The organism is Kosakonia sp. 1610, from assembly GCF_050435845.1.
GTDB classification, from domain to species: domain Bacteria; phylum Pseudomonadota; class Gammaproteobacteria; order Enterobacterales; family Enterobacteriaceae; genus Kosakonia; species Kosakonia cowanii.
The window spans coordinates 1054958-1068956 of record NZ_JBNDKZ010000001.1; the positions used below are offsets into that span (position 1 = coordinate 1054958).

Below are 13999 nucleotides of genomic sequence, written 5' to 3' on the forward strand. Positions count from 1 at the left end.
TTATTCGCGCCAGAGAATATGGCACAGCTTATGGTCTTTCTCGCGGCACAGCAGCACGCGCGCAAAGACATCATTCAGCTCACCGCCGTCCGTCTCCGCCAGGCCAATGACCACCTCAGCAAAGAAATCCGGGTTTAAATCGTAATCCACATGCTCCTGCCAGTCCTCGCCGGGATCGAACAGTTCTGCACCGCCACGCTCTTCAAACTGCAGGTTGAAAAGAATGATGTCCGCCGGATCCAGGTTGTCCGCCGCCAGTTCCAGGAAGATGTCATACGCTTGCTCAAGCGTTTCATCTTCCGTCAGGCGGTTATTCAGGTCCATTTCCATAAGTTACCTCATCACGTCTGTTGGGCACGTTTTACAGCAACGGACTAAAGAAGTAAAACAGTCGTTCAGCAATGCGGTGCCAGAAGGGCCGTTTTACCCACAAGCGCGCATCCAGCAAGCGCGAGCGGGAGATGTAATCATCCTGCACCGCCGCCAGATCGCCGCCAAATCCCGCGTCGTCAATCACCAGCGTGATCTCAAAGTTGAGCCACAGGCTGCGCATATCGAGGTTCACCGTGCCGACCAGGCTCAGCTCGCCGTCGACCAGCACACTCTTGGTATGCAGCAATCCGCCTTCAAACTGGTAGATCTTCACCCCGGCAGCCAGCAGCTCGGTAAAGAATGCGCGGCTGGCCCAGCCGACCAGCACGGAATCATTTTTGCGCGGCAGAATAATGCTCACATCCACCCCGCGCTGCGCGGCGGTACAAATCGCATGCAGCAGATCGTCACTCGGGACAAAGTAGGGGGTGGTCATGATTAAATATTCACGTGACGCATATACCGCCGTCAGCAGCGCCTGGTGGATCAAATCCTCAGGGAAGCCAGGCCCCGATGCAATGGTGTGAATAGTGTGCCCGCTGGCCTCTTCAAACGGCATGATATTGGCATCGGGCGGCGGCGGCAGAATGCGCTTGCCGGTCTCAATCTCCCAGTCGCAGGAGTAGACGATGCCCATCGCCGTGGCGATAGGGCCCTCCATGCGCGCCATCAGGTCGACCCACTGACCGACGCCGGAGTCCTGTTTAAAGTAGCGCGGATCGACCATATTCATGCTGCCGGTATAGGCAATATAGTTATCGATCAGTACGATTTTCCGGTGCTGGCGCAAGTCCATGCGGCGCAGGAAGACACGCATCAGATTGACCTTCAGCGCTTCAACGACATCAATGCCCGCATTGCGCATCATTCCCGCCCACGGGCTGCGGAAGAAGGTGACGCTGCCTGCCGAGTCCAGCAGCAGACGGCAGTGCACGCCGCGGCGCGCTGCCGCCATCAGCGACTCTGCTACCTGGTCGGCCATACCGCCGGGCTGCCAGATATAGAAAACCATCTCGATATTGTGGCGGGCGAGCTGGATATCGCGGATCAGCGCCTGCATCACATCATCCGAGGTAGTCAGCAGCTGCAACTGATTACCTTTGACCCCGGCGATACCCTGGCGGCGCTCGCACAGCTTAAACAGCGAGGAGGCAACGCTGCTGTTCTCAGTGGCGAAGATATGGTTGAAGTGTTTAAGATCGCTGAGCCATTTGGCGGTTGAGGGCCACATGGCGCGCGCACGCTCCGCGCGCCGTTTACCAAGATGTAGCTCGCCAAGCGAAAGGTAAGCGATAATGCCCACCAGCGGCAGGATATAGATGACAAGCAGCCATGCCATGGCCGACGTGACCGCCCGGCGCTTCATCAGAATACGCAGCGTAACACCAGCAATAAGCAACCAGTAACCAACAACAATGAGCCAACTCATCACGGTGTAAAACGCGGACATCGACAAAAATCCTTTTACAATCTGTATTGGTTGAGTTTACGCATACGAATTCATCTGGCAAATAAAAACGCCGAAAAGCGCTGGCCTGAAAGAGGCGACAGACTATAATGGCGGCTTCTATTTTGTATAGAGTTGTAACAATGAAGCGTAGTCGAACGGAAGTGGGGCGCTGGCGTATGCTGCGTCAGGTTGGCCGCCGGAAAGCGCGCTGGCTGGAAGCGCAGTCCCGCCGTAATATGCGAATCCACAGCATCAGGAAATGCGGCGTTAATCGCCATCGTAATGTGCTGCTGTTTGCCATCTACGATATCTGAATCCCGGGCACCGAAAAGGTGCCCGCGGTCGTTTTTAGCCCCTTAGTTTCAGGAGAGAGATGATGTCAGTGACCGACAGCCTTATGGCGTTTACCTTTGCCGCGACGCTCTTAACGCTCACGCCGGGTCTTGATACCGCGTTGATCTTGCGCACAGCCACGGTAGAAGGGCGGAAACAGGCTTTTCAGGCGCAGATGGGAATTAATGCCGGCTGCCTGATCTGGGGCGCAATGGTGGCATTCGGACTTGGGGCGCTAATTGCCGTTTCGGAACTGGCGTACAACGTGCTCAAATATTGCGGTGCCGCGTACTTATGCTGGTTGGGGTTAACGATGCTGCTGCGTCCGCGCGGGGCATTGACCGGTATCAATAGCGTTGAGAACCCTTCGCAGAACTGGTTTATCAAAGGGATGTTCGGCAATGTACTTAATCCGAAGATAGGGATTTTTTACGTTTCGTTTCTGCCGCAGTTTATCCCTCACGGGCAACCGCTTATTGCCTGGACATTTGGCCTGGTGATGATTCATGTGCTGATTGGCACATGCTGGTCAACGGCACTGATTTCGGCGACCCGGCCACTGGCAAACATCCTGCGCAAGCCGCGTGTGATCCGCTGGATGGATCGCTGCACGGGTATCGTATTCCTGCTTTTTGCTACCCGCTTAGCGCTAAGCAAGCGCTGAAGCCATGCGGGGCAATGACCTGCATTGCCCCGTACTGACTTAAAAAACTTTCTTGTACGGTTTAACCGTCACAGTCTGATAGACGCCCGCCGCCACGTAGGGATCGGCTTCCGCCCAGGATTTCGCCGCTTCCAGCGATTCAAACTCAGCAATCACCGTTGAGCCGCTAAACCCCGCAACACCAGGATCGTTACTGTCGACTGCCGGCAGTGGGCCTGCGGTTAACAGACGGCCTTCATCGCGCAGCAGTTGTAGGCGTGCGAGGTGGGCCGGACGTACGGAGAGGCGTTTTTCCAGAGAATCGGCAATATCTTCAGCAAAAATAACGTATAGCACAGAGCAAGCTCCTGTCTTTTCAGAAAGGCATAACGTAAGTGAAAGGTGCAGTGACTGCAATGCAAAGATTGCAACGGGCAGGCAACCCTGCCAATTAAAGGGGCTTTTTTACCCGTAGCAGCGATAAATTTGATCTGCACCAGGCTGGCTTGTTGAATATGATTGCTATTTGCATTTAAAATCGAGCCCTGGTTTTTTAACTGACATGATTATGACTTCAATGACCCTGGATTTACCTCGCCGCTTTCCCTGGCCGACGCTGCTCTCCGTCGCCATTCACGGTGCTGTTGTGGCGGGTCTGCTTTATACCTCGGTACATCAGGTTGTTGAACTGCCCGCACCCGCGCAGCCTATCTCTGTCACTATGGTCTCGCCTGCGGAGCTGGAGCCTGCTCCCGCCCCGGCACCGCCGCAGCCGGTTGTTGAGCCGGAACCCGAACCGGTCGTCGAGCCAGAGCCGATCCCCGAGCCGCCTAAAGAGGCGCCGGTGGTGATTGAGAAGCCAAAGCCTAAACCCAAGCCGAAGCCTAAACCGAAGCCGGTGAAAAAAGTGGAGCAGCCTAAGCGTGAAAGCAAGCCGGTTGAGCCGCAGCAGGCAAATCCGTTTGAGAACAGCGCTCCGTCACGTCCGGCGGCAAGCACCACGACTTCCACCGCGACAAAACCGGCACCGTCGGTTCCGGCAGGCCCGCGCGCATTAAGCCGCAACCAGCCGCAATATCCACCGCGTGCGCAGGCGCTGCGCATTGAAGGGCGTGTAAGAGTGAAATTTGACGTGACGGCGGATGGCCGCGTAGAGAACGTGCAGATCCTCTCGGCGCAGCCAGCGAATATGTTTGAGCGCGAAGTGAAAGCCGCAATGCGCAAATGGCGCTATGAAGCCGGTAAGCCCGGCTCGGGGCTGATCGTCAACGTGGTCTTCCGCCTCGACGGCAGCACCTCGATGGAATAAGAGAAAAGCCTCCTTGCGGAGGCTTTTTTTATGGCTGTGCGGGCAGCGGGCGCGGTTTGCCCTCATTGTCCACCGCGACATAGATAAACAGCGCTTCGGTGGCTTTATAGCGCTGACCAATCGGTTCAGACATCACTTTTTTCACCCACACTTCGACGTTAATCGTAATTGACGTGTTGCCACGTTTGACGCAGCGGGCGTAGCAGCAGACCACATCGCCAACCGCGACCGGGCGCAGGAAGGTCATGCCGTCTACCCGCACGGTCACCACGCGCCCGTGGGCGATCTCTTTTGCCTGAATGGCGCCGCCCATATCCATTTGCGACATCAACCAGCCGCCAAAAATATCGCCGTTAGCGTTGGTATCGGCGGGCATGGCGAGTGTGCGTAGTACAAGTTCGCCCTGAGGCGCAGTTGAAGGCGTTGCCATTATTATCTCTTCTGTGATGAGGGATTTCCGGCGGGATGCTACTACGAATATGGGAGGTTCGGAAAGAAAAAAGCCAGGCATTGCGCCTGGCTTTCAGCATCAGGATTTCTCATCCTGCGCCGGCATGTGCCGGTAGATATAGACGCCGCTCAGCACGGTGAACAGCAGGGTGAGGATCGTCAGGCCAAAGACCTTGAAATTGACCCACACGTCGAACGGCAGCCAGAACGCGATATAGATATTCGCCAGCCCGCAGACGATAAAGAAGAGTGCCCAGGCGATATTGAGCTTCGACCAGACGGCGTCCGGCAGCGTCAGCTCTTTGCCCAGCATGCGCTGGATCAGCGTCTTCTTCATCACCCACTGGCTGAAGAGCAGCGCTGTGGCAAACAGACCGTAGATCACCGTCACTTTCCACTTAATAAATTCCACGTCATGGAATTTAATTGTCAGCCCGCCAAACACGGCGACCAGCACAAAGGTAATCAGCGCAACTTTTTCTACCTTGCGATAGCGGATCCAGCAGTAAATCAGCACGATGGCCGAGGCGACAATCAGCACCTTTGTGGCGGTGAAAATGTCGTACATCTTGTAGACCACAAAAAAGAGCGCCAGCGGAAGAAAATCAAGAAACTGCTTCATTCTACGATTCCATCAAAAGGGCCACCCGGACGGGTGGCCGGGGTAATTATTTGCGCATCAGCATATAGAGGCGGAAAAGATAAATCAGTAGCACTGCCGAGAAGAGATTACTCAGCGCATTGGCAATTATCGCGCCGCCTTCGGGCGAAAACGCGATGAGATGGTGACCATATCTCAGCATCAGAAATTTCGTCAGAAGCCAGGCTACTACCGGCGGAGCGACGAAACGCATATTTGCCCGGCTAAAGCGCATACTGCTACGCATCGAGGCAAAGACGCCCATTTTCTCATGCACCAGCAGAATCGGCGCAAGGGCGAGGAAAATAGCCAGAAATATGCCCGGGACGTAAAGGAACAGCATGCCGAGTTGCACGATAAAAATGGTCAGCAGAAGCAGTAAAAAGAGCTTCGGTGCCGTCGGCACGCTGGCACCCATTGCACTTAACGCGCTGACAGGCTGCCGGGCTGTCACCCTCTGCATCAGCACAACCAGCGCGCCTATCAGCAGTGCATACCCCGTCAATCCGGCAACCGTTGCCGCAGCCGAGGTGTGTAACAGCATCTTTTGCTGTTCCAGCGTCATACTCTGCACCAGCTCGAATGGGTTATTTGTTTCCGCCAGGTTGTCAGCATCCATTACGCTGGAGAACTGCTCTTCACTGGGTGAAAGGACGTGCCCGATGACTGCGGTGATAACGGTACACGACAGCACAATCAGTAAGATTGTAATGAACTGGTAACGAAGAAAATCCCCCGTGTCACGGTAAACGGATTTCGCCGTGATAGACATGCACTCTCCTTGAGTATGGCGATATTAATTGACGGGCGATTGTACCCCGAATAGGCCCTCAGTGGCAGCATCACGGCTTGTATGGAAAAGCATATCTTTGTAAAGGGGCGCTAAACCGTAGCGCGCCCGCGCCCGATCGCAGGCTTCATTTACCTGGCCCGCTTCACCTGACATCTGAAATTCACGGCACGGCGAGGGGCGTTGCGCATAAATACTGCAAGTGGCGTTTTCGCCCGGCGTGCCGACCAGTGCCGTACAGCGGCTCTGTTTTTGGTTGGTCCCGCTCATACAGCGCAAAAATGGGGTGAGGGGTTCAGTTAACTGAACCGGAACCGGGCCGCCAGCATCATCCGCTTCAGCCCAGTAGAAAGAGACACGAAAATACGCACAACAGGCTCCGCACGACATGCACGGGTTGAGATCACTCATAGCGCACCTGCACTTAACGACGCATCAACAGGAAAAGTCAGGCAGATAAATTATCGCTGCCCAATCGGGCGCACAAGAGGGGGCGAAAAGAATATTTTTTTGCCTTCATAAGGCAAAAATTGATGCAACAACAAAAGTTAAGGAGTGTAACGAAACGCAAAAATTAACCCAGATCAATGAATGTTAAATTACAGGGTTAAGTGTGATCTGCATTGGATCACATCCTACCTAATACCAGGTATAGTGCGCGGCGATAAAACCTCAAACATGGAGTGGATATGAAGAAGTTAGCCGTGGCAGCACTGATCCTGAGCACCCTTTCCGGGGTAGCATACGCGCACGACGCAGGCGAGTTTTTCATCCGGGCCGGTTCGGCCACCGTCCGTCCAACGGAAGGTTCAGATAACGTTTTGGGCGCGCTGGGCAGTTTCAACGTCGATAACAATACGCAGCTTGGCCTGACCATGACATGGATGGCGACCGACAACGTCGGTATTGAACTGCTGGCCGCAACGCCGTTTCGTCACCACGTTGGTACCGCGCCGACCGGCGATCTGGCTACGGTAAGTCATCTGCCGCCTTCACTGATGGCACAGTGGTACTTCTTTGATGCCCAGAGCAAAGTGCGCCCGTACCTTGGCGCCGGTATCAACTACACCACCTTTTTCGATGAGAAATTTAACTCCACCGGCAAAGAGGCAGGGCTCTCTGATTTGAGTCTGAAGGATTCGTGGGGCGTAGCGGGACAGGCGGGCGTGGATTATCTGATTAACCGCGACTGGCTGATCAACATGTCGGTGTGGTGGATGGATATCGATACCGATGTGCGCTTCAAACACAACGGCGTACAGCAGAACGTCCATACCCGTCTCGATCCGTGGGTGTTTATGTTCTCTGCTGGTTACCGCTTCTGATGGTAATAACGGAAACAGGCCTTTGCAGACCCGTTTCCGTTTTTTACGCCCTTAGTTCGCCAGCGTGGCGGCTTTCAGGCGCTGCACAAACCCTTTCAGCTCGGCCAGCATCGTGGTCGGGTTATCCAGATTGCTCTCGATAATCTTCACAATTGCCGATCCGGAAATTGCCCCTGCGGCACCGGCTTCAATTGCGGAAGCCACCTGATCCGGTGCCGAGATGCCAAAGCCCTGTAGCGCAGGCGCCGCATGATACTCCGTCAGTTTCTCTACCAGATGATGCAGCGGCAGCGCCGCGCGGTTCTCCGCACCGGTCACGCCGGCGCGCGACAGCAGATAGGTGTACCCGCGACCGTAAGAGGCAATCTGGCGCAGCAGATCGTCATCGGCATTCGGCGGGCAGATAAAGATAGGCGCGATATTATGGCGCATCGCCGCCTGGCGGAACGGGGCGGACTCCTCAATCGGCACGTCGGCGACCAGCACCGAATCGACACCAACACTGGCACACTGGGCGTAAAACTCATCAACGCCGCGGCTAAAGACCAGGTTGGCATACATCAACAGGCCAATCGGAATGGTCGGATGCTTCTGGCGGATCGCCGCCAGCATTTCAAAACAGTGACCAACCGTAACGCCCGCGGCGAAGGCGCGCAGCGTGGCGCTCTGAATGGTCGGGCCATCGGCCAGCGGATCGGAGAAGGGGATGCCCAGCTCCAGCGCATCCGCGCCGCCTTCGATCAGCGCATCGATAATTTGCAGCGACAGGCCCGGCTCCGGATCGCCAAGGGTGACAAACGGGACAAAGGCACCTTCCCGGCGCGCGTTGAGCTGCTTGAAGAGGTTGTCATAGCGTTCCATCAGATTTCGCCTCGCGCTTTCAGAATGTCATGGACGGTGAAGATATCTTTGTCGCCGCGCCCGGAGAGGTTAACCACCAGCAGCTGCTCCTTCTCAGGGTTCTCGCGCATCATCTTCAGCGCATGGGCCAGCGCATGGGAGGACTCCAGTGCCGGGATAATGCCTTCATGGCGACAGAGGGTTTTAAACGCCTCCAGCGCTTCATCATCGGTAATCGAGACATACTCAGCGCGACCGGTGCTGTTGAGATGGGCGTGCTGTGGCCCCACTGACGGGAAATCGAGCCCGGCGGAGATGGAGTAGGACTCCTCAATCTGCCCATCTTCCGTCTGCATCATCGGCGATTTCATGCCGAAGTAGATGCCGACGCGGCCATGTTTCAGCGGTGCGCCATGTTCGCCAGACTCAATGCCGTGACCCGCCGGTTCCACGCCAATCAGGCCGACGGCGCTCTCTTCGATAAAGTCGGCAAACATACCGATGGCGTTAGAGCCGCCGCCAACGCAGGCGATCACCGCATCCGGCAGGCGTCCCTCTCTTTCAAGGATCTGCGCTTTGGTCTCTTCGCCGATCATGCGCTGGAACTCGCGCACAATGGTCGGGAAGGGGTGCGGGCCGGCTGCGGTGCCGAGCATATAGTGCGCGGTTTCGTAGCTGCCGGACCAGTCGCGCAGCGCTTCGTTACAGGCATCCTTCAGGGTGGCTGAACCGCTGTGCACCGGGATCACTTCCGCGCCCATCAGTCGCATACGGAAGACGTTCGGCGACTGGCGCTCCACATCTTTTGCGCCCATATAGATGCGGCACTTCAGACCGAGCAGGGCGCTGGCAAGCGCAGACGCCACGCCATGCTGTCCCGCGCCGGTTTCGGCGATGATTTCGGTTTTGCCCATCCGTTTCGCGAGCAGCGCCTGGCCGAGCACCTGGTTGGTTTTATGCGCGCCGCCGTGGAGCAGATCTTCACGCTTAAGATAAAGGGTGGTGCGGGTGCCGGCGGTCAGGTTCTGACATTTTGTCAGCGCCGTCGGGCGACCGGCGTAGTTTTTCAGCAGGTCATTAAACTGCTGCTGGAACGCAGCATCGCTCTGCGCGCTGACAAACGCCTCTTCCAGCTGGCGCAGCGCGGGCATCAGAATTTGCGGAACGTACATGCCGCCAAATTCACCAAAATAGGGGTTCAGTAGTGTCGTCATCTTGCTTCCTTAATATGCACGCAGCGTACGGAATACCGAGGCCAGTTTGCTGGCGTCTTTAATACCCGGTTCCGACTCTACGCCAGAATTGAAATCTAATCCGGCACAGCCAGCTTTCGCCGCCTGTACGCAGTTATCTGCGCCCAGGCCGCCCGCCAGCAGCACATTGTCGAGCGTTTCGCCGGTCAGCAGTGACCAGTCAAAACTTTTGCCCGTGCCGCCCTGGCCATTATCCAGCACATATTTATCGACGTGCTCAAGGTTGCGCGGCGGCAGTGTGGTGGTAACGCTAAGGGCTTTCCAGATTTGCGTCTGCTCGCCAAGCTGCGCGCGCAGGGCGGAGATGTAGGCCTGATCTTCATCGCCGTGCAGCTGAACAGCACTCAGCTTAAGTTTAGCTGCGGTCGCCACAACGTCGTCGGCTGGAGCATTACGGAACACGCCAACATAACTCAGGGGCGCGCCCTGCATCACTTTTTCTGCCTGCTCAACGTTTACCGCGCGCGGCGAGGCGGCAACAAAAATCAGCCCGCCATAAAGCGCTCCGGCGTCATACGCCGCCTGTGCATCTTCGGCGCGGGTTAAGCCGCACACTTTGTTTTCACCCAGCAGGACGCGTTTTACCGCCGCATCCAGATCGTCGTGAGACATCAGCGCGGAGCCAATCAGGAAACCGTTGGCAAAGTGGCTCAGTTCACGCACCTGCGCATAGGTGTTGATGCCGGACTCGCTGATTACTGTTACGCCAGCGCCAAGACGCGGGGCCAGCTCGCGGGTGCGGTTGAGATCGATTGAGAGGTCGCGCAGGTCGCGGTTATTAATGCCGACAACTTTGGCGCCCAGCGCGATGGCGCGCTCCAGCTCCTCTTCATTACTCACTTCTGTCAGCACGCCCATATTGAGGCTGTGCGCCACGGCGGAAAGCGTGCGGTACTGCTCATCATCCAGTACCGAGAGCATTAACAGGCAGGCGTCGGCATGGTAGTAGCGCGCCAGGTAAATCTGATAGGCATCAATAATAAAGTCTTTGCACAGCACCGGCTGCGGCGCGATTTCGCTGACGATACGCAGGAAGTCGAAGCTACCCTGGAAATATTTCTCATCGGTCAGCACCGAGATTGCCGAGGCGTGATGCTGATAGATATCCGCAATGCGCGCCGGGTCGAAATCTGCGCGGATCACCCCTTTCGAGGGCGACGCTTTTTTGCACTCGAGGATAAACACGGTATGTGTTCCACGCAGTGCATCATAGAAGTGGCGTGTGCTCGGCTGCACCTCGTTCTGAAAAGAGGCCAGCGGTTGTTGCTCCTTGCGCGCCGCAACCCATACAGCTTTGTCGGCGACGATTTTCGCTAAAACGGTCTGCATTGTTTACCCTCTTGCCGCAAGTGCGGTGACTTTGTCGTAAGCGGCCCCGCTGTGCAGGACGTCCAGTACCTGTTGCGCGTTAGCCTTCAGATCTTCTTTACCGTGCAGCCGCATCAACATGGCGACGTTGGCGGCGACGGCAGCCTCGTGAGCAGGCTCGCCTTTACCTTGTAATAAGCGGGTCAGAATGTCACGGTTTTCTTCCGGCGTGCCGCCCGCCAGCGCCTGCTGATGGTAGGCGGTCAGGCCAAAATCAGCCGCCGTTAGCTGATAGCTCCTGATCTCCCCGTCGTGCAGTTCGGCAACCACCGTCGGCGCATGCAGCGACACCTCATCCATTCCGCCGCTGTGTACCACCGCCGCACGCTGATAACCGAGCACGCGCAGGGTTTCAGCAATCGGCAGCACCAGCTCGGCGCTGTAGACGCCGATCAACGCCAGCGGCGGGTGCGCCGGGTTAATCAGCGGCCCGAGCACGTTAAACAGCGTGCGGGTTTTTAGCTGCTGGCGAACCGGCATCGCGTGGCGAAACCCGGTGTGGTACTTCGGTGCGAAAAGGAAGCAGACGCCAAGCTCATCAAGCGCCGTGCGGGATTTATCCGCATTCATATCCAGATTGATGCCAAACGCCGCCAGAAGATCCGACGAGCCTGAGCGGCTTGAGACACTGCGGTTGCCGTGCTTGGCCACCTTCAGGCCGCAGGCGGCAGCGACAAAGGCGCTGGCAGTGGAAATATTGATACTGTTGCTGCCATCGCCGCCGGTGCCAACGATATCGGCAAAGGCATATTCCGGGCGCGGGAAGGGCGCGGCGTTTTCCAACAGAGCAGTCGCCGCACCGGCAATCTCCTGCGGCTGCTCGCCACGGATCTTCATACTGACCAGCGCCGCCGCCAGTTGCTCCGGCTTCAGCTCACCGCGTACTACTGCGGAGAAGAGCTGGTGGCTCTCCTGCTGGCTCAGCGTCTCAGCCTGATAGAGCTTTTCAAGGATCGGTTGCAGCGTGTTTGCCTGCTCCAGCTTCTGCAACGCCCATGCCAGCGTCTGCTCCAGCAGGCGCGCGCCCTGGGTAGTGAGAATCGATTCAGGGTGGAACTGGAAGCCGCAAACGCGATCGGCGTCATGACGCACCGCCATCACCATGCCACCGAAATGGGCATTGATGGTGAGCCCGGCCGGAATATTACTGCCAACCAGCGAGTGGTAGCGGGCAACTGGCAGCGGGTTGCTGAGGCCTGCGAACATCGCCTGGCTGTCATGTTCAATGCTGGAGGCTTTACCATGCAGGATCTCACCGGCCTGGCCGACATAACCGCCATAAGCTTCGACAATCGCCTGGTGACCGAGGCAGATGCCGATAATCGGCAGCTTGCCGCGCATACGCGTCAGCAGTTCCGGCATGCAGCCCGCTTCAGAAGGGGCGCCCGGGCCAGGTGAGAGCATCAGCACCGGGTTTTGCATAGTCGCCAGGCGGTCAATTAAGGTTTGGGCCGGAACATGGTTACGGTAAATCACCACGTTGTGTCCGCTTGCGCGCAGCTGATCCGCCAGGTTGTAAGTAAAGGAGTCGATATTATCGAGCAGCAGAATGTCAGCCATCAGAAAATCTCCTGTGCGTGGTGGGCGGTGGCAATAGCGCGCAGAACCGCGCGGGCTTTGTTACGGGTTTCATCGGCTTCAGACTGCGGAACGGAATCCAGCACTACGCCTGCGCCGGCCTGAACGGTGGCAATACCATCCTCAACCCACGCGGAGCGGATGACGATGCAGGTATCAAGATCGCCGTGGGCGGTGAAGTAACCCACCGCACCGCCGTAGCTGCCGCGGCGCGTGCCTTCGGCTTCGGCAATCAGCTGCATAGCGCGTACTTTCGGCGCGCCGCTGAGGGTGCCCATATTCATGCAGGCGCGATAGGCGTGCAGCACATCGAGATCGTGACGCAGTTCGCCCACCACGCGGGAGACCAGGTGCATCACATAGGAGTAACGATCGACTTTCGTCAGATCCGCCACGTAACGGCTGCCTGGCGTACAGATACGTGCCAGGTCGTTACGCGCCAGGTCAACCAGCATCAAGTGTTCAGAGAGCTCTTTGTGGTCGGTACGCATTTCAAGCTCAATGCGGCTGTCGAGATCGCGATCCAGTGAACCATCGGCACGACGCCCGCGCGGGCGCGTCCCGGCAATCGGGTAGATCTCAATCTGGCGGTTGCTGGCGTCATACTTCAGCGAGCTCTCCGGCGAGGCGCCGAACAGCGTGAAATCCGCATCCTGCATAAAGAACATGTAGGGGCTGGGGTTGCTCTTTTTCAGCACTTCATACGCGGCGAGCGGCGACGGGCAGGGCAAGGTGAAGCGGCGCGACGGTACGACCTGGAAAATTTCACCGGCGCGAATCGCTTTTTGCATTTTGCGCACCACATCACCGTACGCGTCATCGCTCTGGTTGCAGTCGCACTGCATATGTTCAACGTTTTCCACCGGCAGCGGCGTGACCGGCGCATCCAGTTGCTGGCGCAGCGTCTCAACGCGTTGCAGCAGGCGATCTTTTTCATTCGCAGACGGGGTGAAGAGGCTCGCCTGAATGCGCGTCTCTTTTTTCTGGTGGTCGATCACCAGTAAGGTTTCAGCGAGATAGAAGCAGTAGTCCGGGCAGTTGCGGTCGTGCTTCAGCTCCGGCAGATCTTCAAAACCCGCGACCAGGTCATAGGCAAACAGGCCACCGAAAAACATCGCTTCCCGCTCATCAGCCGGCAGTTCAACCAGCCCTTGTAGCAGACGAAACGCATCAAACACCGAGAGCGAGCAGAGACGGGCATCTTCATCCAGCAACTGGCTGACCGCCGGGAAGCGCAGTTCGCGACCGTTTTCCAGCACGTGGTTTTCGACACCTGAAGGCAGCACATTATCGAGCAGTGTCAGCAGGGCGGCACCGTTAGCGGTCAGTGCGGTTAAGGTGACGGTGTCACCTAAGGCGGTAATGCGCAGCGCGCTGTCGACCAGCAGCAGGCTTTTGAGATCGTCTTTGCTGTCGATATCGGCAGATTCAAGCAGCAGTGTTGCAGGACGGGCGTCGCACAGCTGGTGGAACAGCGCCGTCGGGTTGTTATGGTAACGCGCCTGGGTGGTCAGAAGGTCGAGTGCTAGTTTTTGCATCTGCATCGCTCTCATTAATTTGTTCAAAAAAAAGCCCGCTGAAAAAAGCGGGCCTGGTATCGGTATGCTGAATGCGCACGTGATCACAAAGCCCTTAACAGGGAGTGCGC

At 57.0% G+C, this 13999-nt stretch carries 16 protein-coding genes and 1 other annotated feature (1 of these 17 only partly in view); of the genes, 4 read left to right on the forward strand and 12 right to left on the reverse strand.

The window, feature by feature from the left end; translation table 11 throughout:
- Both ABIC80_RS05110 and cls read right to left on the reverse strand, forming a co-directional pair.
- Positions 1–330: an HI1450 family dsDNA-mimic protein gene (locus ABIC80_RS05110; RefSeq protein WP_042713297.1), complete on the reverse strand. Its 330-nt coding sequence runs from the start codon at positions 328–330 to the stop codon at positions 1–3.
- Positions 331–361: 31 nt separating this feature from the next.
- Complete coding sequence (gene cls, locus ABIC80_RS05115) at positions 362–1822, reverse strand: cardiolipin synthase (RefSeq protein ID WP_094419775.1); 1461 nt, start codon at positions 1820–1822, stop codon at positions 362–364.
- A gap of 140 nt (positions 1823–1962) precedes the next feature.
- Between cls and ABIC80_RS05120 the strand changes: the two genes are divergently transcribed.
- The gene (locus ABIC80_RS05120) at positions 1963–2136 is read left to right on the forward strand and encodes a YciY family protein (RefSeq protein ID WP_023478828.1); all 174 of its coding nucleotides are present in this window, start codon (positions 1963–1965) and stop codon (positions 2134–2136) included.
- A 62-nt stretch (positions 2137–2198) separates the two neighbouring features.
- Positions 2199–2819: a LysE family translocator gene (locus ABIC80_RS05125; protein WP_429176479.1), complete on the forward strand. Its 621-nt coding sequence runs from the start codon at positions 2199–2201 to the stop codon at positions 2817–2819.
- 39 nt (positions 2820–2858) lie between these two features.
- Here ABIC80_RS05125 and ABIC80_RS05130 read toward each other — a convergent pair whose 3' ends face one another.
- A complete protein-coding gene (locus ABIC80_RS05130; protein WP_023478925.1) occupies positions 2859–3155 on the reverse strand; it encodes a YciI family protein in 297 nt (98 codons plus the stop codon).
- 220 nt (positions 3156–3375) lie between these two features.
- On the opposite strand from ABIC80_RS05130, the gene tonB reads away from it, so the two are divergent.
- Positions 3376–4107 carry a TonB system transport protein TonB gene (tonB, locus tag ABIC80_RS05135; RefSeq protein ID WP_167552481.1) on the forward strand — a complete coding sequence of 244 codons (732 nt, stop codon included), beginning with the start codon at positions 3376–3378 and terminating at the stop codon, positions 4105–4107.
- Between the two features lie 28 nt (positions 4108–4135).
- Here tonB and yciA read toward each other — a convergent pair whose 3' ends face one another.
- The 4 genes from yciA to ABIC80_RS05155 all read right to left on the reverse strand — a co-directional run bounded on the left by yciA (position 4136) and on the right by ABIC80_RS05155 (position 6398).
- Entirely contained in the window at positions 4136–4537 is a 402-nt protein-coding gene (yciA, locus tag ABIC80_RS05140) for an acyl-CoA thioester hydrolase YciA (RefSeq protein ID WP_429175837.1), read from the reverse strand.
- Positions 4538–4636: 99 nt separating this feature from the next.
- Entirely contained in the window at positions 4637–5179 is a 543-nt protein-coding gene (locus ABIC80_RS05145) for a septation protein A (RefSeq protein ID WP_023478762.1), read from the reverse strand.
- Positions 5180–5225: 46 nt separating this feature from the next.
- Positions 5226–5969 (reverse strand): YciC family protein, encoded by a 744-nt coding sequence (locus tag ABIC80_RS05150; RefSeq protein ID WP_200133624.1) that lies wholly within the window; start codon positions 5967–5969, stop codon positions 5226–5228.
- 24 nt (positions 5970–5993) lie between these two features.
- Positions 5994–6398 carry a YkgJ family cysteine cluster protein gene (locus tag ABIC80_RS05155; RefSeq protein ID WP_042711854.1) on the reverse strand — a complete coding sequence of 135 codons (405 nt, stop codon included), beginning with the start codon at positions 6396–6398 and terminating at the stop codon, positions 5994–5996.
- Positions 6399–6676: 278 nt separating this feature from the next.
- On the opposite strand from ABIC80_RS05155, the gene ompW reads away from it, so the two are divergent.
- On the forward strand, positions 6677–7312 hold the full coding sequence (ompW, locus tag ABIC80_RS05160; protein WP_429175839.1) for an outer membrane protein OmpW: 636 nt from the start codon (positions 6677–6679) through the stop codon (positions 7310–7312).
- A gap of 51 nt (positions 7313–7363) precedes the next feature.
- Here the strand turns inward: ompW and trpA are convergent, their stop codons facing one another.
- The 5 genes from trpA to ABIC80_RS05185 are packed head-to-tail and all read right to left on the reverse strand — an operon-like array spanning position 7364 to position 13895.
- On the reverse strand, positions 7364–8173 hold the full coding sequence (trpA, locus tag ABIC80_RS05165) for a tryptophan synthase subunit alpha (protein WP_429175840.1): 810 nt from the start codon (positions 8171–8173) through the stop codon (positions 7364–7366).
- Complete coding sequence (gene trpB / locus ABIC80_RS05170) at positions 8173–9366, reverse strand: tryptophan synthase subunit beta (RefSeq protein ID WP_023478707.1); 1194 nt, start codon at positions 9364–9366, stop codon at positions 8173–8175. The genes trpA and trpB overlap by 1 nt, the downstream gene beginning before the upstream one ends.
- A 9-nt stretch (positions 9367–9375) precedes the next feature.
- Positions 9376–10734, reverse strand: a complete 1359-nt coding sequence (trpCF, locus tag ABIC80_RS05175) for a bifunctional indole-3-glycerol-phosphate synthase TrpC/phosphoribosylanthranilate isomerase TrpF (protein ID WP_429175842.1) — start codon at positions 10732–10734, stop codon at positions 9376–9378.
- Positions 10735–10737: 3 nt separating this feature from the next.
- Positions 10738–12333: a bifunctional anthranilate synthase glutamate amidotransferase component TrpG/anthranilate phosphoribosyltransferase TrpD gene (gene trpD, locus ABIC80_RS05180; protein WP_429175843.1), complete on the reverse strand. Its 1596-nt coding sequence runs from the start codon at positions 12331–12333 to the stop codon at positions 10738–10740.
- Positions 12333–13895, reverse strand: a complete 1563-nt coding sequence (locus tag ABIC80_RS05185) for an anthranilate synthase component 1 (RefSeq protein ID WP_429175845.1) — start codon at positions 13893–13895, stop codon at positions 12333–12335. The genes trpD and ABIC80_RS05185 overlap by 1 nt, the downstream gene beginning before the upstream one ends.
- Positions 13896–13914: 19 nt before the next feature.
- Positions 13915–13999: a sequence feature (Trp leader region), on the reverse strand; it runs 11 nt beyond the window's last position.